18 protein-coding genes are annotated in these 19,040 nt (G+C 66.5%); 4 read left to right on the top strand and 14 right to left on the bottom strand.

The genetic code is table 11. The annotated features are described in order from the left end of the window. Positions 1-422: hypothetical protein (locus tag ACX80O_RS15910; RefSeq protein WP_459334050.1), on the top strand; the 422-nt coding region annotated here is incomplete at its 5' end. Here ACX80O_RS15910 and tyrS read toward each other — a convergent pair. The 4 genes from tyrS to ACX80O_RS15890 all read right to left on the bottom strand — a co-directional run bounded on the left by tyrS (position 411) and on the right by ACX80O_RS15890 (position 5,307). After that, the gene (tyrS, locus tag ACX80O_RS15905) at positions 411-1,751 is read right to left on the bottom strand and encodes a tyrosine--tRNA ligase (protein ID WP_459334049.1); all 1,341 of its coding nucleotides are present in this window, start codon (positions 1,749-1,751) and stop codon (positions 411-413) included. The genes ACX80O_RS15910 and tyrS overlap by 12 nt on opposite strands. Positions 1,752-1,764: 13 nt before the next feature. Then, the gene (locus tag ACX80O_RS15900) at positions 1,765-4,017 is read right to left on the bottom strand and encodes a HelD family protein (RefSeq protein WP_459334048.1); all 2,253 of its coding nucleotides are present in this window, start codon (positions 4,015-4,017) and stop codon (positions 1,765-1,767) included. 76 nt (positions 4,018-4,093) lie between these two features. Beyond that, complete coding sequence (locus ACX80O_RS15895) at positions 4,094-4,621, bottom strand: adenine phosphoribosyltransferase (RefSeq protein WP_459309127.1); 528 nt, start codon at positions 4,619-4,621, stop codon at positions 4,094-4,096. 50 nt (positions 4,622-4,671) lie between these two features. Continuing rightward, the gene (locus tag ACX80O_RS15890; protein ID WP_459309109.1) at positions 4,672-5,307 is read right to left on the bottom strand and encodes a DNA-3-methyladenine glycosylase; all 636 of its coding nucleotides are present in this window, start codon (positions 5,305-5,307) and stop codon (positions 4,672-4,674) included. Positions 5,308-5,401: 94 nt separating this feature from the next. Between ACX80O_RS15890 and ACX80O_RS15885 the strand changes: the two genes are divergently transcribed. Then, a complete protein-coding gene (locus ACX80O_RS15885) occupies positions 5,402-6,943 on the top strand; it encodes a DNA-3-methyladenine glycosylase 2 family protein (RefSeq protein WP_459309110.1) in 1,542 nt (513 codons plus the stop codon). Next, the gene (locus tag ACX80O_RS15880) at positions 6,940-7,485 is read left to right on the top strand and encodes a methylated-DNA--[protein]-cysteine S-methyltransferase (RefSeq protein WP_459309111.1); all 546 of its coding nucleotides are present in this window, start codon (positions 6,940-6,942) and stop codon (positions 7,483-7,485) included. Before ACX80O_RS15885 ends, ACX80O_RS15880 begins: the two co-directional genes overlap by 4 nt. Here ACX80O_RS15880 and ACX80O_RS15875 read toward each other — a convergent pair. The 10 genes from ACX80O_RS15875 to argC all read right to left on the bottom strand — a co-directional run bounded on the left by ACX80O_RS15875 (position 7,458) and on the right by argC (position 17,831). Next, positions 7,458-8,333, bottom strand: coding sequence for an SRPBCC domain-containing protein (locus ACX80O_RS15875; RefSeq protein ID WP_459309113.1), 876 nt, complete (start codon positions 8,331-8,333; stop codon positions 7,458-7,460). The two genes, ACX80O_RS15880 and ACX80O_RS15875, sit on opposite strands and share 28 nt — an antisense overlap. A 61-nt stretch (positions 8,334-8,394) precedes the next feature. Further along, positions 8,395-9,183 (bottom strand): maleylpyruvate isomerase family mycothiol-dependent enzyme, encoded by a 789-nt coding sequence (locus ACX80O_RS15870; RefSeq protein WP_459334047.1) that lies wholly within the window; start codon positions 9,181-9,183, stop codon positions 8,395-8,397. A gap of 40 nt (positions 9,184-9,223) precedes the next feature. Beyond that, positions 9,224-10,672, bottom strand: coding sequence for an argininosuccinate lyase (argH, locus tag ACX80O_RS15865; RefSeq protein WP_459334046.1), 1,449 nt, complete (start codon positions 10,670-10,672; stop codon positions 9,224-9,226). 2 nt (positions 10,673-10,674) lie between these two features. Continuing rightward, positions 10,675-11,877, bottom strand: a complete 1,203-nt coding sequence (locus tag ACX80O_RS15860) for an argininosuccinate synthase (protein ID WP_459334045.1) — start codon at positions 11,875-11,877, stop codon at positions 10,675-10,677. Between the two features lie 52 nt (positions 11,878-11,929). After that, complete coding sequence (locus tag ACX80O_RS15855) at positions 11,930-12,454, bottom strand: arginine repressor (RefSeq protein WP_459309120.1); 525 nt, start codon at positions 12,452-12,454, stop codon at positions 11,930-11,932. Continuing rightward, positions 12,451-13,416, bottom strand: a complete 966-nt coding sequence (argF, locus tag ACX80O_RS15850) for an ornithine carbamoyltransferase (RefSeq protein ID WP_459334044.1) — start codon at positions 13,414-13,416, stop codon at positions 12,451-12,453. Before argF ends, ACX80O_RS15855 begins: the two co-directional genes overlap by 4 nt. Beyond that, a complete protein-coding gene (locus tag ACX80O_RS15845; RefSeq protein WP_459334043.1) occupies positions 13,413-14,693 on the bottom strand; it encodes an acetylornithine transaminase in 1,281 nt (426 codons plus the stop codon). The genes argF and ACX80O_RS15845 overlap by 4 nt, the downstream gene beginning before the upstream one ends. After that, complete coding sequence (argB, locus tag ACX80O_RS15840) at positions 14,690-15,598, bottom strand: acetylglutamate kinase (RefSeq protein ID WP_459309123.1); 909 nt, start codon at positions 15,596-15,598, stop codon at positions 14,690-14,692. The genes ACX80O_RS15845 and argB overlap by 4 nt, the downstream gene beginning before the upstream one ends. A 35-nt stretch (positions 15,599-15,633) precedes the next feature. Beyond that, complete coding sequence (gene argJ / locus ACX80O_RS15835; RefSeq protein WP_459309124.1) at positions 15,634-16,803, bottom strand: bifunctional glutamate N-acetyltransferase/amino-acid acetyltransferase ArgJ; 1,170 nt, start codon at positions 16,801-16,803, stop codon at positions 15,634-15,636. Beyond that, the gene (argC, locus tag ACX80O_RS15830) at positions 16,800-17,831 is read right to left on the bottom strand and encodes an N-acetyl-gamma-glutamyl-phosphate reductase (protein WP_459334042.1); all 1,032 of its coding nucleotides are present in this window, start codon (positions 17,829-17,831) and stop codon (positions 16,800-16,802) included. Before argC ends, argJ begins: the two co-directional genes overlap by 4 nt. Positions 17,832-17,961: 130 nt before the next feature. On the opposite strand from argC, the gene ACX80O_RS15825 reads away from it, so the two are divergent. Further along, positions 17,962-18,927, top strand: a complete 966-nt coding sequence (locus tag ACX80O_RS15825) for a quinone oxidoreductase family protein (protein WP_459334041.1) — start codon at positions 17,962-17,964, stop codon at positions 18,925-18,927. The last annotated feature ends 113 nt before the right edge of the window (positions 18,928-19,040 follow it).

The following is a 19,040-nucleotide window of genomic DNA, read 5'->3' as shown; positions in this document are numbered from 1 at the left end:
CAAAAACAACCACACAACACCACAAAATGGCATCATGCAGCCAAATTCAACCAATCAATAAAACAATCGGTATCAACAAACATGGCACACTATTGAGTTCTCAAACAACAGGCGCAATTCGAGGTTCTTGTAAATATACTTTCTATTTACATTTCCTCGCTGCGACTTATCTAAAGTTATTCCATCCGCATTCTCTTTGTCAAATCCGCGCTATTTCCGGATTTCGACAAAAACAACCGAATGAGCCGACGAAAAGTTCAGGTGAGTCTGGCTTCTGTGCTGAGCACACGCCGGACTACCTGATGAATTTTCGAAGGGGGTGGTTGCCACTCAATGGCGGCAACTCAGAAAACATTACACGTGGATCCGGGTCCGCGCAAATCCCCTTGCGCGGCCCCCGTTTCGCGCGGTCAGGCCGGTGACACATCGATTGTCGCCAGAGCGCGTTTGCCGCGGCGAAGCACCAGATACCGGCCGTGGAGCAGGGTGTCTGCAGTGACCACTGCGTCGGGATCCTGCACCTTGACGTTGTTCACGTAGGCGCCGCCCTCCCCCACCGTGCGCCGGGCCGCCGAGTTACTGGCGGACAGCCCACTGGTGACCAGCAGGTCAATAATCCCCAGTGAGTCCCTGGACACCCGTACTGTCGGCAGTTCGGCCATCGCAGCCGACAGTACGGTGTTGTCCAGCCCGGATAGCTCACTATGCCCAAATAGGGCGGCCGACGCGGCAATCACCTTCTCGGTGGCGTCCACCCCGTGCACCAGGGAATTCACCTCGAATGCCAGGGCACGCTGAGCCTCACGCAGGTGCGGCCGCTCCTCGGCGGCTCGCCCGAGCTCGTCGATCTCCTGACGCGACTTGAACGTGAAAACCTTCAGCCGGCCCACCACGTCCGCGTCGGCAGTATTGAGCCAGAACTGGTAGAAGGCGTAGGGGCTGGTGAGCTCGGCGTCGATCCAGATGGCGTTGCCCTCGCTCTTGCCGAACTTGGTGCCGTCTGAGTTGGTGATCAGCGGGGTACCAATGGCGTGGACACTCTTCCCCTCGGCACGCCTGATCAAGTCGGTGCCGCTGGTCAGGTTGCCCCACTGATCGGATCCGCCGGTCTGGAGGGTGCAGCCGTAGCTGCGGTAGAGCTCAAGGAAGTCAAGGCCCTGAAGAATCTGGTAGCTGAACTCCGTGTAGCTGATGCCGGCGTCGGAATTCAGCCGGGCGCTGACGGCGTCTTTGGCCAGCATGGTGCCCACCCGGTAGTGCTTGCCGATCTCCCGCAGGAAGTCAATGGCACTCAGCGGCGCCGTCCAGTCCAGGTTGTTGACCATCCGGGCAGGATTGGCCCCGGTGAAGTCAAGGTATTTTTCCACCTGAGCCTTCAGCTTCTCGACCCACTCGGCAACGGTTTCGGGCGTATTGAGCGCACGCTCCGACGTGGGCCGCGGGTCGCCGATCAGGCCGGTGGAACCCCCGACCAGCCCTAGCGCACGGTGGCCGGCGAGTTGCAGCCGGCGCATCGTCAGCAACTGCACCAGGTGTCCAAGATGCAAACTGGGAGCGGTGGGGTCGAAACCACAGTAGAAGGTCACCGGGTCGCCCGCGAGGGCTTCCTCGAGGGCTTTCTCGTCGGTGGAGACGTGGACCAGTCCGCGCCACTTCAGTTCTTGCCATACATTGGCGAAAGCCGGGTCGTTGCGCTGGCCGTTCAGGAGCTCGGCGGGGCCTGGGTCTGTGGGTTCTGTTTGCTGGGACACAGGCTCTAAATTATCAGTCCTCGATGCCTGCCGGTATTTCACCGGTGGCAATGAGTCGTAGGCGTTGGGTGGGCCGGGTCATGGACACGTACAGATCGCCCACCCTGATGGATCGAGGGTCGAGCATCTCTGCCGGTTCCAACACCACGACACCGTCGAATTCCAGGCCCTTGGCTTCCCGTGGACTGGTGACAACGATGTCCTGGCCCGTGCTGCCGGCACCGAAGCCAATCCGCGGCCCGTACGCTCCGGCCAGTGCTGCCCGCACCTCCGCCAGGAGTCGCTCGGGCGCGATGATGGCCAGCAGTCCCCCCTCCACAGCGTCGAGTTCTTCCGGCACAGCGGTCAGGAGCGCCGGAATCAGCTCAGGCACCCGGTCCACGATCGGGGCCCAGCGTCCCTCCCGGACTGCCTTGGGCGCCGACACCACCAGGCCAGCGGCGTTGGCCATCCGGGCGGCTGCCTCGGCGATCTGCGCGGGCGTGCGGTAGTTGACAGTCAGTTCTTCGAGTTGCCACCGCTCCCCCACGAAAGGTTCCAGCGCCTGCTGCCAGGAATTTGACCCCGCCGCTGAACTGGTCTGCGCGATGTCCCCCACAATGGTGAACGACTTCAGCGGGCAACGGCGCATCAGGACGCGCCACTGCATCGGTGAGAGTTCCTGCGCTTCATCGACCACGATGTGACCGAAGGCCCACGTCCTGTCGACCGAGGCGCGATCGGCTGCGCTCATTCTGGCCTCGGTCACCGCGTTGTGGTCTGCCAGGTCCTCAGCGGTAAGGACACCATCAACCCCTGAATCGGCGAGGGACTCGTTCACGTTCTCGAGAGTCCGCTCGGCGTTCGCCAAGTCGCGGCGGCGCTCCTGGTCCCTGACCGCCGTATCGCGCCCGGCTGACGGGTCGAGGTCACCGAGCAGCTCGGCGGCCTCATCCAGCAGGGCCACATCGGCTTCGGTCCACGGGGCACCGGCGGGCCGGGTGAGGTGCACAAGCTCAGCGTCGGTGAATCCTGGCGCGGCAGCGGCAAGGATGCCCGGTTTGGTCAGCAGTTCGGCGATGAACTTCTCAGGGGTGAGGGGCATCCAGGCGAGGTTCAGCGCTATCCGGACATCCCGCGAGCTGCGCACATCCTCCGCCAGATAGGACCGGTCGGCAGTGTTCCCCGCCCCCGACGACTCCTCGAGCTGCTCGGTGAGCTGCTCGGTCAATTCCCGCAGCAAGATCTTCACAAAGGTCACGCGGGCTTCGTTGTGGGGTTTCCCGGTGGCGCGGGCCCGGTCGCGGGCTTTGCGGACCTGCCGTGGGGACAGGGTCAACAGGGTGCCTTCGACGTTGAGCCGCTTGTCCTCGTGGGGGACCCGCTGGCGGTTCGCCAGGGCACGCCGCAGTACCTCGACCATGTCCAGGCGACCCTTGATCTCGGCGGCATCCTCGGTGGGCTCCTGCACTGCGGTGATGCCGGGCATCAGACTGCCGATGCTCGCCATCACCACACCGGTCTCGCCCAGGGACGGCAGCACCCGCTCTATGTATTTCATGAACGCGTTCGTCGGGCCCACGAGCAGGACGCCGGCCGACTTCAGCCGTTCCCGGTGCGTATAGAGGAGATAGGCGGCGCGGTGCAGCGCTACCGCGGTCTTGCCGGTTCCCGGTCCGCCCTGGACGACGACGACGCCCTGAAGGGGTGCGCGGATCACCCGGTCCTGCTCGGCCTGAATCGTGCCGACGATGTCAGACATCTGCCCGGTGCGCTTGGAATTGAGCGCAGCCAGCAGCGCTCCCTCGCCCTGCAGCGATTCGTCTTCGGTCAACAGCGCGGCGTCCAACACATCATCTTCAATGGCGAGGACGTTCCGCCGGGACAGAATCAGGTGCCGACGTCGTCGCACTCCCATCCGTTCGAAGGCGGTGGCCTGATAGAAGGTTCCTGCCTCAGGGGCACGCCAGTCGACCATGAGCTGCTGAAGGTCCTCGGTGGACAGCCCGATCCTGCCGATGTATCGCTCGTCGCCGTCGTCGAGGTCCAGCCGGCCAAACACGAGGCGATCGTCCACTGCGTTCAGCTGCGCCAACCGGTCCTCATACATGGTGGCAAAAGCATCGCGTTCAGAGCGGTTTTGATGTGACCCGGCCGACAGGGAACGGCGCACCTCGGCAAGTTGCCCCCGCTTTTCGTCGCGGAGCTCGTCAAGCCGCTGGTACAGCCCTGCCACATAGCCGCGCTCGTGTTCAAGCTCGGTGCGGGCCGTGGATGTGTGATGCATTATGCGTTTCCCTCTCGCCAAAGGCAGACCGTCAATTCTACAGTGCAGGTGACACTTTTGGCATGGTCAGCGAATCCTAGGAGGACGCCACAGCATGTACCCGGTGCTGCTGCACCCTCCGGCGTCCCTGCAGGGCCTGCAGTTCCAGGACCACAGCGCATCCAACGACGTCAGCACCGCAGGAGTCAAACAACGCTGTCGCTGCGGCGAGGGTCCCGCCCGTGGCCAGCACGTCGTCGAGTACGAGAACCCGGGTGCCGGGGGCGACGTCGTCCCGGTGGATTTCCAGCGAGGCTTCCCCATACTCAAGACTGTAGGACTCGGAGTGGACCGGGCGGGGTAGCTTGCCCGGCTTGCGGACCGCGATCACTCCCGTCCCGGTGGCGTACGCAACTGCCGCGGCGAGGAGGAATCCTCGGGCCTCGATGCCCGCCACCAGGTCGAATGTGCCGGCGAAGGGCTGCATCAGGTCGTCGACGACGGCGCGGAACGCGGCACCGTCTCCGAACACGGGCGTCAGATCGCGGAAGCTGATGCCGGGCCGGGGGAAGTCCTCAACCGTGAGGCACAGCCGGTCGATGTGGTCCTGGGCCGTGGTTGACACGATTGCTGACGGTGAGGCGGTTGGCCCTGAAACATCGGGCACTGAATTATTCACCCGTTAACTGTACGGGCTGTCCGGGGCTTGGCCGCGCGGTAGCGGGACACTGTGGGGTCGCCGGTGAGCCAGAACCGCCACCGGTAAGCCTCCCCTCCACCCGCCCCCGCCACTCCGACGCGGGGGCCGCTCGACACGCTGGCCGGATCTGCGGCGGTCTCCGGCAGCGTCAAGGCGAGTGGCCCACCGAACAGGTCGGTGCCGTCGAACCTCCTATTCAGGCCAAGGGCCTGAGCCAGCCGGGCGGGTCCGCGAGCCAGATCAAGCTCGACGCGGGGGAAGCCGCGACGTTCCCGGGCAGCGTTGTGGCCCTCGACAATTTCGCCGGCCCGTAGCAACAGCCCGGTGGCCTCCCCCGTCTGGCCGCAGACCACGTTGGCGCAGTAGTGCATGCCGTAGGTGAAGTACACGTAGAGGTGGCCCGCGTCGCCGAACATGGTCGCGTTCCGGGCGGTTTGCCCCCGGAAGGCGTGGGAGCCCGGATCGTCGGGGCCGAGGTACGCCTCCACCTCCGTGATGCGCACGGAAACGCGGTCGGTGCCGTCGTCGTGGGTGAGTCGGGCGCCCAGCAGGGTGTGTGCAACCACGGTGGCGGGCAGGGCCAGGCGGTTTCGGTCGGTCGTGGCATCCACAGCACAAGACCGTAGCAAACCCCCGGCCGGTTCACTCACCCTGATGTCCGATTCCCGCTAGCGGAGGGGTGCTGGAACCTGCAACGATGGGGAGATGGACTTCTGGCAGCAGTACCGGGCAATCGATTCCCGGGACGCCCGTTTCGACGGGCAGTTCGTCACAGCGGTGGCGACGACGAAAATCTATTGTCGTCCGTCCTGCCCGGCGCGGACACCGAAGCCCGCCAACGTCACCTTCTACCAGACCTCGGCCGCGGCTCACCAGGCTGGCTACCGGGCCTGCAAGCGTTGCCTCCCTGAAGCTGTGCCCGGCACCCCCGACTGGAATTTGCGTTCCGACGCCGCGGCGCGCGCGATGCGGTTGATCTCCGACGGCGAAGTGGACCGCACGGGTGTGACGGGTCTGGCCGCACGGCTCGGGTATTCAAGCCGCCAACTGAACAGGATCCTCCTCCAGGAACTCGGCGCCGGCCCGTTGGCTCTCGCTCGCGCAACCCGCGCGCAGACCGCCCGGTCCCTGCTGACCGCCACTGGAATGAGGTTCGCCGATATCGCCTTCGCTGCCGGGTTCAGCAGTGTCAGACAGTTCAACGACACAGTGCAGGAAGTGTTTGCCCTCACCCCGTCCGATCTTCGGGCACGCGCGACCATCCCCAGCAGCCATAACGCCGGTGACACCGGTGACGCTGGAACCGAACCGGGGACCACCCTGTCGCTGCTGCTGCCGCTGCGGGCGCCCTACGATCCCGGTATCTTCGATTTCCTGCGCTTGCGTGCCGTTGAGGGGGTGGAGTATGCCACGACCGAAACGTACGAACGGCTGCTTCAACTGCCCGACGGACAGGCGTGGTTCAGCGCGCGACTGGCGACGGCGTCCAGCGGCGTCCCGGCCCTCGCAGTCAAGGTGATGGTCGAAAAGCTGCCCGATCTTCCGGTGTTGCTATCCCGGATCCGTCGGCTGTTTGACCTCGACGCCGACCCGCTGGCGGTGGACGCTGTGCTGGGCGCCGACCCGCTGCTCGCCAGCAGAGTTCAGCTCATCCCGGGCATCCGGCTCCCCGGGGCAATTGACCCGCACGAGATCCTGCTGCGCGCCCTGATTGGCCAGCAGATCACCGTGAAAGCGGCCCGCACCGCCCTGCACCGGCTGGCGGTGCTGGGCAGCCCCTCAACACTGGCCCCCGCCGGAACGCCCTCCGGGCACCACGTCCACCGGCTGTTCCCGACTGCCGCGCAGGTCGCCGACGGCGGCGCCGGTCTCCTCAGGGGTCCAGCCCGGCGGGTCGACAGTGTGTTGCGGGTGAGCGCGGCGCTTGCCGACGGCAGCCTCCAGTTCGGGGTGCAGGACGATCTTGCCGATCTTGAGCGCAAACTCCTGCCGTTCCCGGGCATTGGACCGTGGACCGTCAGCTATGTGGCGATGCGCGTTCTGGGCGCCACCGACATCCACCTGGATAACGACGCCGCGGTCCGGAACGGCTGGGCGGCACTGGCCGGCCCCTCCTTAATAACCGATCCTCGCCGGGTCTCGGCCATCATGGAGCGCTTCAGCCCCTGGCGTTCCTACGCGACGATGCACCTCTGGCGCCTTGCCGGTACCCCCACCAACCCACCAGTGAAAGCGGTATCCCCTTGACCCTCACCCATCCCCCCGCCTGCAAGCAGACCACTGTCCACACCCCCGATGGGCCATTCACCATACTGGAACAGGACGGCGCGGTTCTTGCGTCGGGCTGGACCGTCGACCTTGGGGATCTCACCGGGCAAGTCCATCCGGCGCTCCGCCCCGCTGAAGCGCCGCGTCAGGTGGACCCTGCGGAACTTGGCCCCATTACCGCCGCCGTCACTGCCTATTACGACGGCGACGTCGGCGCCATCGACTCGGTGACCGTGCGGCAGGTCTCGGGTCCGTTCCGCAGTCACGCCTGGGACATGCTGCGGACTGTGCGACCCGGTCAGCCGGTGACCTACGCGCAATACGCGTCGCTGGCGGGAAACGCTGCCGCGGTGCGTGCCGCGGCGGGGGCTTGCGCCAGGAATGCTGCAGCGCTGTTCGTGCCGTGTCATCGGGTGATCCGCACCGACGGATCGCTAGGTGGTTTCCGCTGGGGTCTTGAGGTGAAGACCAGTCTCCTGGCCCGCGAAGCGACTCACTCGGCGGCGGTATTGGCCCGGTAGAAGTCTTCGAGGACCCGCAGTTTGCGGACGCTGATGTGAGGGGTGTCGCCGTCGAGATCCACCCCCACGGCATCGAGATGCGCATGCCACCGGGCCATGAGGGCCGCGGTTTCGGTGGGGTCCTCCACCACATGCCGGACGGTGAGGAGCGTGACGGAACCGGTGGCGGTAAAGTCCACTTCCGCCTGCTCGACGCGCGGCTGTTGGGTGGGATCGGCGGTCAGCGCGTCCTTGACCCTGGGCAGCCGTGCCTCGAAGCGCCGGTCAAAGTGGATCATGGTGATGCCATCGGCGATTTCGAGCTCGCCCATCGTGTGCGAAACCTGATATCTGGCGGCGTATTCCTTCCGCAGTGCCGCCCAGTCGGCACCGGGTCGGACGGTCCGCCCGGCGGCGACGTCGTCCAGTGCGTCGAGGATGAGCTGCCAGCCTGCTGCCCCCTCGGTGAGGAACTCTGTGGTCTCCGACCGGGCCTGGAACTGGAGGAGGGTGCCACCGGCGCAGTCGAGGACCCGCCATTCCAGCAGCGATTCGAGCCCCATGCTATCGTCCCAGGTGACCTGCAGACTCGTGGGTGGATTCAGTTGCAGGACGGTTCCGGTGGACAGGTCCCCGCTCATGTCCAGCGAATATTCCTTGCCCAGCACCCACCCCGGAGTAAGTTTACCGAGCCATTGGGACACCCGGGCGGGATCGGTGAGGAGGTTCCAGATGTAGGAGCGGGGGTAATCAAGCTGCCGGTCAAACGCGATCACATAGCCGTCGCTCAGCCGTTCAATTCGGCCTAACGGCTCGGCGCGATCTGAGATCGATTCGAGCTGCAACTCGCCGGTGAGTTGGGATTCCATGGCGCCTCCTACGACAGGCTGCTCCCAACCTACCCCAGAGGCCAGCCTTCCGGAAGGGTCCTTACCGGGGTGTCAACGCCGCAGGCCAGGACAGCAGCTCAGGCAGGTCGACGGTGTCTGCGGCTGCTGCCGCATCGGTCGCTTCCAGTCCCCCAACGGGTTCGCGGCCGGCCAACCAGGCAGCGATGTCCTGCAGGGCGCCGGTGACGACGACGGTGTGGGCAGCAGCGTCGTGGGCAGCGTCATCGTTGGCGGGTGCGGCGCCGTCGTTAGGGGTGCCCTGGATGGTGATGGGTTCCTCGCCGAGGGGCTGCAGCTTCAACACGGTACCCGAGGGAACCCGGGCGGCGAGGAAATCGATCAGATAGTGGCAGAAGCGGTCACTCCAGTCCCGCGAGGTGGTGCCGGCATCGAGGTCGGAGGCGTGGATGACCAGTTCCCGCCACAGGGCCAGGGCGCCGTCATACACCGTCCCGTCCCGGTAGGAGATTTTCGCTTCCCAATGGTCACGGGCATGCTCGAAAGCGCCGATGGCGTCGTCAACCGCCGCCACTAGCGCCTCCTTCTGCGTTAAGGGATCGCGTTGCGCCCTGGCCTCGATGGCCTGGACTCGGCCGTCGAAGCCGCCGTCGTACAGCTCGATCGTCTCCCCCTGGACGGCGTGTTCAACCTGCCGTTGCATGGCGCGGGAAATGCCCTCCGCGTGGGCCACCACATGAGCCCGCGACCAACCCGGCAACGCCGTCGGCCCGCCGAACGAGGCGTCGTCAAGGCCCTTGACCGTTGCCTTGAAGTCTTCGCCCGCGACGGCGAGACCGGCTGATACTTCGCGGATGAGATGTTCGATCATTGAGGGTCCTCTTCGTTGGGCCCCGCGAAGGGCGTGTGCTTCAGGTCCTTTTCTTGAGGGTACCCCGCGCTTCCGAGAGGAAGCTGGCCGCCGTGGTCAGCTCATCCCGCAACGCCTGCAATTGGCGTTCCACGGCGGCCGGGGCCGTGCCACCCTGCGAGTCGCGGCTGTTCAGCGAGCCCTCGACAGTGAGCACCTCCCGGACACCGGGGGTGAGGGAATCGGAAATGGACGCATAGTCGGCGTCGCTGAGGTCCCACAGTTCAACGCCGCGCCCCTCGGCCAGCCGGACTGCCGCGCCGGAGAGTTCGTGGGCTTCCCGGAACGGAATCCCCTGGCGAACCAGCCATTCGGCAATATCCGTGGCGAGGGCGAACCCCTGGGGTGCCAGGGACGCCATCCGCTCAGTGTTGAATGTCAGCGTGGCGATCATGCCCGAGACGGCCGGCAGGAGCACTTCCAGGGTGTCGGTCGCGTCGAAGACCGGTTCCTTGTCTTCCTGCAGGTCACGGTTATAGGCCAGCGGCAACCCTTTGAGGGTGGCCAGCAGCCCGGTGAGGTTACCGATCAGGCGGCCCGCTTTGCCGCGGGCCAGTTCGGCGACGTCGGGGTTCTTCTTCTGCGGCATGATCGATGACCCGGTGGAGTAGGAGTCGTGGAGGGTGACGAAGGAGAACTCCTTGGTGGCCCACAGGATCACCTCTTCACTGATCCGGGACAGGTCAACCCCGATCATGGAGGCAATCCACGCGAACTCGGCGTAGACATCCCGTGCCGCGGTCCCGTCGATCGAGTTGTGGGTGGCGGAGGTGAAGCCCAGCTCCGCGGCGACCGCCTGCGGGTCGAGCCCCAGCGAGGAACCTGCCAGCGCGCCGGACCCATAAGGTGACACCGCGGCGCGCTTGTCCCAGTCCTGCAACCGCTGCACATCGCGCAGCAGCGCCCAGGCGTGGGCGAGGAGGTGGTGGCTGAGCAGCACCGGCTGGGCATGCTGCAGGTGGGTGCGGCCCGGCATGGGAACCCGCAGGTGATCCTCGGCCTGCCGGACCAGCGCCTCGATGGTCGCCAGCACCCCGCTGGCGATGATCCGGGCGTGGTCCCGCAGATACATCCGGCCGAGGGTAGCCACCTGGTCGTTCCGGGACCGGCCGGCACGCAGCTTCCCGCCCAACTGCACGCCGGCGCGTTCAATCAGGCCGCGTTCCAGGGACCCATGCACGTCCTCATCCGATGCGGCAGGGGTGTAGGCGCCGGACCGGACGTCGTCGTCGAGGGTGTCGAGGGCCGTGAGCATGCCGGTCAGCTCGCCGTCGTCGAGCAGACCGGCGCGGTGCAGCACCCGGGCATGGGCCCGGGATCCGGCGATGTCGTAGACCGCGAGGCGCCAGTCGAAGTGGGTCGACTTGCTCAGGGCGGCCAGCGCGTCGGCGGGTCCGCCGTCGAACCGGCCGCCCCACAGGGCTCCCTCGTTGGTGGTGGCTCCTGACACAGTTACTGACCCGCCCGCTCGTCGCGACCCGAGGCCACCTTGGACGACAGGCCGAAAATTTCGATGAAGCCGCGGGCCATCGACTGGTCGAAGGTGTCGCCGGTGTCGTAGGTGGCCAGGTTGAAGTCGTACAGGGCCGTCTCGGAGCGGCGGCCGGTCACGGTGGCGCGCCCGCCGTGCAGGTCCATCCTGATGTCGCCCGACACATACTTCTGGGTGTCCTCGATGAAGGTGTCGAGTGAACGCTTCAGTGGGGAGAACCACTGGCCGTCGTACACCAGTTCGGTCCAGCGCTGGCCGACGGTCTTCTTGAACCGGGCCTGCTCACGTTCGACGGTGACGTTTTCCAGTTCGCGGTGGGCGGCGATCAGGGCCATGGCGCCCGGTGCCTCATAGATTTCACGGCTCTTGATGCCGACCAGGCGGTCCTCGACGATGTCGATGCGTCCCACGCCCTGGGCTCCGGCGCGCCGGTTGAGCTGCTCGATGGCCTGCAGCGGGGTGACGGCGACGCCGTCGATGGCGACGGGGATTCCCTCACGGAAGGTGATGGTCACTTCGTCCGCTGCCGGGGAGAACTCCGGGGAATCGGTGTACTCGTAGACATCCTTGGTGGGACCGTTCCAGATGTCCTCGAGAAAACCGGTTTCCACTGCGCGGCCCCACACGTTCTGGTCGATCGAGAACGGGTTCTTCTTGGTGGTCTGGATCGGCAGGTTGTGTTCTTCGGCGAAGGCGATGGCCTTGTCCCGGGTCAGGGCGAGGTCACGCACGGGAGCGATGCAGCGCAGGTCGGGGCCGAGGGTCTGGATGCCCACCTCGAACCGCACCTGGTCGTTGCCCTTGCCGGTGCAGCCGTGGGCAACGGTGGTGGCGCCGAACTCGCGGGCCGCGGCGACCAGGTGCTTCACGATCACCGGACGGGAGACGGCGGAGACCAGGGGGTAGGCGTCCATGTAGAGGGCGTTGGCCTTCAGCGCCGGCATGCAGTACTCGGTGGCGAATTCGTCGCGGGCGTCAGCAACGTAGGCTTCGACGGCGCCGCAGTCGAGGGCGCGCTGGCGGATCTCCTCCAGGGATTCGCCACCCTGTCCGACGTCGACGGCGACGGCGATGACCTCGGCGCCCGTCGCTTCCGCGATCCAGCCGATGGCCACTGAGGTGTCGAGTCCGCCCGAATAGGCGAGGACGATGCGTTCAGTCATGGGTTGTGCTCCTAGATTGTGGGGGTGTTGAGGGGCGTTGGGGGTGTGCTGTTCAGGACAGGGGCTTGTTCATGGGGTCTTGAGCGAACTGGCGGAAACGCGCGGCGACGTCCGGCCCACCCGCCGGGTCACGGGTCACCAGCATAATCGTGTCGTCGCCGGCGAGGCTGCCCAGGACCGAGGGCATCACCGAGTGGTCAATGGCGAGGGCAAGAAAATTGGCGGCCCCGGGCGGGGTGCGAAGCACCACCAGGTTGCCCGACGCCTCGGCGGTGACGAGCAACTCCGAACAGAGTCGCGCCAGCCGGGAGTCGAGACTTTCCTGGGTGACCCCGCTCTGCGGGGTCCGTCCGCCGCCCTCGGCGGGTACCGCGTAGACGAGCGTCCCTTCGCCCGCACGGACCCGGACGGCGCCGAGTTCCACCAGATCGCGGGAGAGGGTCGCCTGGGTGACGAGGACGCCGTCGTCGGCCAGGAGCGCCGCCAGCTCCGCCTGCGAGCGAACAGACTGACCCGTGAGGATGGCCCGGATCCTGGCCTGGCGGGCGGTTTTGGTGGTGGGCTGCAGTTGGGTCATCGCCGGTCCATCAGCCACACCATCAGGGCTTTCTGGGCGTGCAACCGGTTTTCGGCCTCATCCCAGACCACTGACTGCGGGCCGTCGATGACGTCGGCTGCGATCTCGTAGCCGCGGTAGGCGGGCAGGCAGTGGAGCACGACGGCGTCCGGTGCAGCCAGCGCCATCGCCGCCGCATCCACCCCGTAGCTGCTGAACAACTCATAGGTCGCGTCCTTGGCGCTGGCGCTGTCAGGTTCCTGGCCCATGGAAATCCAGGTGTCGGTCGCGACGACGTCGGCGCCGGTCAGTGCCGTGGCCGGGTCGGTGGTGACGAGCACCGACCCACCGGTTTCGGCGGCCCGGGCGGTAGCCACGTCAACCACCGCCTGCTGAGGCAGATGCCCCTCGGGACCGGCGATCCGCACGTGCATCCCGGCTGTTACGCCGGCAAGCAGGTAGGAGTTGGCCATATTGTTGGCGGCGTCGCCCAGATAAGCGAGGGTGAGCCCGGCCAGGGTGCCCTTGTGTTCGCGGATGGTCAGAAGGTCGGCGAGGAGCTGGCACGGGTGGTAGTCGTCGGAGAGCGCGTTGATCACGGGCACCTTCGACGCCGCGGCCATTTCTTCCAGCCCCGTCTGGGCGTAGGTGCGCCACACAATGGTGGAGACCATGCGTTCGAGCACCTTGGCCGTGTCGGTGATGGATTCCTTGTGGCCCAACTGCGAGTCCCCCGCGCCGATGATCAGCGGGACCCCGCCCAGATCGGCGATGCCGGTGGCGAAGGAGACCCGGGTGCGGGTAGAGGTCTTGTCGAAGATGACCGCGACGGTCTGACGCCCGGTGGTGGCCACTCCGTCCGGGTCGACGCCGGCGTAGGTGCTGCGCGAATAGGGGGCCCGCTTGAGCTCTGCGGCCAGGTCGAGGACTTCGGTCTGTTCAGCCTGTGTGAGGTCGGTGTCGATCAGGAAGTGGCGGGTCATGGGGTACGTTCCTTTGCGATGGCTATGATGCCGGGCAGCGCGGCGGTGAAGGTGGCAGCCTGGTCCCGGGTGAGGATCAGCGGCGGTGCCAGGCGCAGTGTATGCGGGGTGGGAGCGTTCACGATGAAGCCCCGGTGCAACGCTTCAGTCACTGCCTCGGCGGCGTAGTCGCCGTCCAGGTCGAAGCCGATCAGCAGCCCCTCACCGCGGACCTCCGTGACCTGGTCCACTGTGGCGAGCTCGGCGCGGAGCCACGCTCCGACGTCGTGCGCGTGGCCGAGTAGGTCGGTCGCCTCGATGGTGTGCAGGGTGGCGAGGGCCGCCGCCGTCGCCACGGGGTTGCCGCCGAAGGTGGTGCCATGCTGGCCGGGGGCGAAAAGGGAGGACACGGCGTCGCCGAACGTGACCAGCGCGCCAATGGGGAACCCGCCGCCGAGCCCTTTGGCGAGGGTCATGGCATCTGGCACGACGCCGCTGGGCTGGTGCGCGAACCAGGATCCGGTGCGGCCGATGCCGGTCTGGACCTCGTCAAGGATCAGCAGCGCGCCGGCCCGAGTGGTGACGTCACGGGCAGCCAGCAGGTATCCGGGCGGGAGCGGGCGGACGCCAGCCTCCCCCTGGATGGGTTCGATGACGACGGCGGCAACGGTGTCGTCGACGGCATTTACCAGGGCGTCGATGTCGCCGAATGGGAGATGTTCCACCCCGCCGGGCAGCGGTTCGAATGGTTCCCGGTACGCCTGCTTGGCGGTCAGCGCGAGGGCCCCCATGGTCCGGCCGTGGAAGGCACCAGCCAGGGCGAGAATCCGGTTCCGGGCAGGCTTCCCGTCTTCGGCGGGGGTGCTGTTGCGGCGGGCCAGCTTGAAGGCTGCCTCCACAGCTTCGGTCCCTGAGTTGGTGAAGAATACCTTCGACCCGGTGGGCGCCTGGGACAGCTGCAACAGTTTCTCGGCCAGGGCAATCTGGGTGGGACTGGTGAAGAAGTTCGAGACGTGGCCCAGGGTGGCAAGCTGGCTGGAAATCACCGAGCTGACGAACGGGTGGGCATGGCCCAGCGCGTTGACGGCGATGCCCCCGAGCAGGTCGAGATACTCGTTGCCGTCGGCATCCCAGACGGTGCAACCGTTACCGCGGACCAGCACCCGCTGCGGCGTGCCGAAGACGCCGAGCAGCGACGAGCTGTAGCGTGCGAGCCAGTCGGCTCCAGAGGCCTGCTCGTCGAGCACCCCGGCGAGCTGTTCTACATGATTGAGATCTGTGGGGTTCAGGTCCGTCATGATCCGTCCTTATCAGGTACTACCTGGGTGCCGATGCCAGCGGTGGTGAAGGTTTCCAGCAGCATGGAATGCGCCAGCCTGCCGTCGACGATGTGCGCCCGCTCCACTCCGCCGTCGACTGCTGCCAAACACGCGGTCATTTTGGGGATCATGCCGGATTCGAGGTGCGGCAGCATGGTGCGCAACTGACTGACAGTAAGCGAACTGATCAGCGAGGATGTGTCCGGCCAGTTGGCGTACAACCCCTCAACATCAGTGAGGATCACCAGTTTGGACGCGTGCAGCGCCTGGGCGAGGGCTGCTGCGGCGGTGTCGGCGTTGACGTTGAGCACCTGGTTGGTGCCCTCGCCGTCGTCGTCGATCTCCGGGGCCACCGTGGAAATCACGGGGATCCGGCCGGCCTCGAGGATATCGAGGATCGCCGCCGGGTTGACGCCGACCACCTCGCCGACCAGGCCGAGATCCACCTCGACGCCGTCGACGACGGTGCCGGCGCGGGTGGCCTGCAGGAGGCCGCCGTCCTCACCGGAGAGTCCGACGGCGTAGGGGCCGTGGGAGTTGATGAGACCGACGAGCTCGCGGCCCACCTGCCCGGTAAGTACCATCCTGACCACGTCCATGGTTTCGGGGGTGGTGACCCGCAGGCCGCCCTTGAATTCGGACTCGATGCCGAGGCGGTGCAGCATAGAACTGATCTGCGGTCCGCCGCCGTGCACGACAACCGGGCGGATGCCTACATGGTGGAGGAAGACGATGTCCTCGGCGAAGGCCCGGCGCAGGTCCTCATTGACCATGGCGTTGCCGCCGTATTTGATGACCATGGTGGTGCCGGCGAACCGTTGGATCCACGGCAGCGCTTCGATCAGGGTCTCGGCCTTGTCCTGTGCGGCGATAACTGAGTTCATGATGTCCTTAGTGACGACTAGGCGGCAGGCACCCGCTACGACGAGTACGCCGAGTTTTCGTGCACGTAGTCGTGGGTGAGGTCGTTGGTCCAGATGGTCGCGGTCTCGGTTCCGGCGTTGAGATCGATCTCGACCGTGACCTCCCGCCCGGTAAGGTCGACCAGGTCCCGGGAGTCGCCGATGCCGCCGTTGCGGCAGATCTGTACGCCGTTCATCGTCACGTTGAGCTGGTCCGGTTCGAAGGCGGCGTCGGTGGTGCCCACGGCCGCGAGCACCCGGCCCCAGTTGGGGTCATTGCCGAAGATCGCGGTCTTGAAAAGGTTGGAGCGGGCGACGGACCGGCACACCGTTTCTGCGTCGTGTTCGCTGGCCGCGTTGACCGCAGTGATGGCGATGTCGTGGCTGGCGCCCTCGGCGTCCTTGATTAGCTGCTGGGCCAGCGTGTGGCAGACCCTGGTCAGCGCGTCAGCGAACTCCTGCGGGTCGGGGCTGACCCCGCTGGCACCCGAGGCGAGGAGCACCACCGTGTCGTTGGTGGACATGCACCCATCCGAATCGGTCCGGTCGAAGGTCACCCGGGTGGCCTCGTGCAGGGCGGTGTCGAGCTGTGCCGGGTCGACGACGGCGTCGGTGGTGAGGACCACCAGCATGGTCGCCAGCCCGGGGGCGAGCATTCCCGCACCCTTGGCCATGCCCCCGATGGAATATCCTTCGCTCGGCGCATCGGCCGAGGCCGGGTGGCGGGCCTCCTTGGACACCGAGTCGGTGGTCATGATCGCCTCGGCTGCCGCCTGTCCGCCCGCGGTGGACAGCTGCGCGACGGCATTGCTCACGCCCGGGAGCAGCTTGTCCATGGGGAGCTGCTCCCCGATCAGCCCGGTGGAGCAGACGAACACGTCGCCAGCAGAGATGCCCAGGGCGTCGGCGGCGTGTTCGGCGGTGGCGTGCGTGTTCTGGAAGCCCACGGCACCGGTGCAGGCGTTCGCTCCCCCTGAATTGAGGACCACGGCGTCCACCCTGCCGTCGGAGACCACCTGGCGGGACCACAGCACGGGTGCGGCTACCACCCGGTTGGTGGTGAACACTGCGGCGGCGTGGTGCAGCGGGCCGTCGTTGACGACCACTGCAACATCGGCGTTGCCAGACGCCTTGAGCCCGGCGGCTGTGCCTGCGGCCCGGAATCCCGCTGGCGCGGTAATGCTCATGGTGCTACTCCCTGCAGAATGAGCCCAGCGGTCTCGGGGAGACCGAGGGCAATGTTCATGGACTGGATAGCTCCGCCGGCGGTGCCCTTGGTGAGGTTGTCGATCACGCAGGTCACGATCACCCGGCCGGCGTGTCCGTCGTAGGCCAGCTGGAGGTTCGCGTAGTTGGAGCCGAGCACGGCCTTGGTAGCGGGCCACTGCCCCTCAGGCAGCACAGTGACGAAGGGTTCGTCGTCGTACGCTGCGGTCCAGGCGTCCCTGAGCTGTTCGGTGGTGGTGCCCGGCAGCACCTTGGCGGTGGCGGTGGTCAGGATGCCGCGGGACATCGGCGCGAGCGTGGGGGTGAACGACACCTGGACCTGCTTCCCCGCAGCCAGCGAGAGGCCCTGCTCAATTTCGGGGGTGTGCCGGTGGCCGCCGCCGACTCCATACGGACTCATCCCGCCCATCACCTCGGAGCCCAGCAGGTTGGCCTTGACCGCCTTGCCGGCGCCGGACGTACCGGAGGCAGCGACGATCACGACGTCGTCGGGCTGCAGCAGGCCAGCGGCGAACCCCGGAGCCAGGGCGAGGAGTGAGCTGGTGGGGTAACAGCCAGGGACGGCGATCCGACGGGCGCCGCGGAGTTTCTCCCGGTGGCCGGGCAACTCGGGCAGGCCGTAGGGCCAGGTGCCGGCGTGCGGGGATCCGTAGAACTTCTCCCACGCGGCTGGGTCGGCGAGCCGGTGGTCGGCTCCGGCGTCGATCACCAGGGTGGTGGGAGGCAACTGGGCGGCGATCTCGGCGCTGGCTCCATGCGGGAGGGCGAGAATCACCACATCATGACCGGCGAGGTTGTCCACAGTGGTTTCCTCAATCAGGCGGTCGCTCAGGGCGTGCAGGTGGGGCTGCAGTTCACCGAGGCGTGAACCGGCGCTGCTGTGGGCGGTGATCGCGCCGATCGTCACCGAAGGATGGGACGCGAGCAGGCGCAACGCTTCACCACCGGCGTAGCCACTCGCACCGGATACCGCTACCGAAATAGTCATGACTCAACTCTACAACAGGAATATACAGACAGCCACATAACTATGCACTTGATCGCAACGCAGGTGTCATGACGTTCTAGCATGGGATCACAGCGCCAACGAAACAGCACCCCAATGAAGGAGACTCTCGATGCCCACAGCCATTGTTGTCCAGCAGGCCGGCGGACCCGGCGTATTGAAGATGGCTGAGGTCGATCAGCCCACGCCGGCTGGCTCCGGGCTGGTGGTGCGGGTGGCCGCGGCGGGCGTCAACTACATCGAGACCTACCAGCGTAGCGGCTATTACCCCGTCGGCTATCCGTTCACGCCGGGAGCCGAGGCCGCCGGGGAAGTGGTGGCGCTGGGCCCCGAGGCGTCGGGCTTCGCCGTCGGCGACCGGGTAGCGTTCGCCGAAGGAGTCGGCACCTACGCCCAGTACACGCTGGTGGAGGCCGATAAAGCCCTGCCGGTGCCGGACGGGGTCAGCCTTGAGACCGCGGCGGCACTCCCACTGCAGGGCATGACCGCGCACTATTTGATCAACACCACGTTCGCGGTGCAGGCGGGGCAGACGGTCCTGACGCATGCTGGGGCGGGCGGGGTGGGGCTGCTGCTCATCCAGCTGCTCAAGGCCAAGGGTGCGCGGGTCATCACCACGGTGTCCACCAATGATAAGGAGGCGCTGGCCAGGGAGGCCGGCGCCGATGAGGTGTTGCGCTATGAGGGCTTCGATACCGCGGCGCGTGGGCTGACCGGCGGCGTCGGGGTGGATGTGGTGTACGACGGCGTGGGCCGGGCCACCTTCGACGGGTCACTGGCGTCGCTGCGGAAGCGGGGCACGCTGGTGCTGTTCGGCGCCGCGTCCGGGCCGGTACCGGCGTTCGACCCGCAGCGACTGGCTGCCGCCGGGTCCGTTCACCTGACTCGCCCGCGGCTGCCCGATTATCTGCTCAGCGTCGAAGAGCGGCGCTGGCGCTCCTCGGAGGTCTTCGCGGCGGTGGTGGACGGCACTTTGAAGGTCAGGATCGGGGCGACCTATCCGCTCGCGGCCGCAGCCCAGGCCCACACGGACCTCGAGGCGCGCCAAACCACCGGGAAAGTACTGCTCGTTCCCTAGGCCCGTGCAGGTTTGCCCGGCTTCTCGGCTGGCCCGGGGGGGGGGGTGTTCCCCCCACCCCAGTTCTTTCCTTTTGTGTGTAGGGACTGGGTAGAAAGGCACGAGATTGCCCC

It is taken from the genome of Arthrobacter glycogeni, from assembly GCF_054511155.1.
This window is presented reverse-complemented; position numbering and strand designations above follow the sequence as displayed.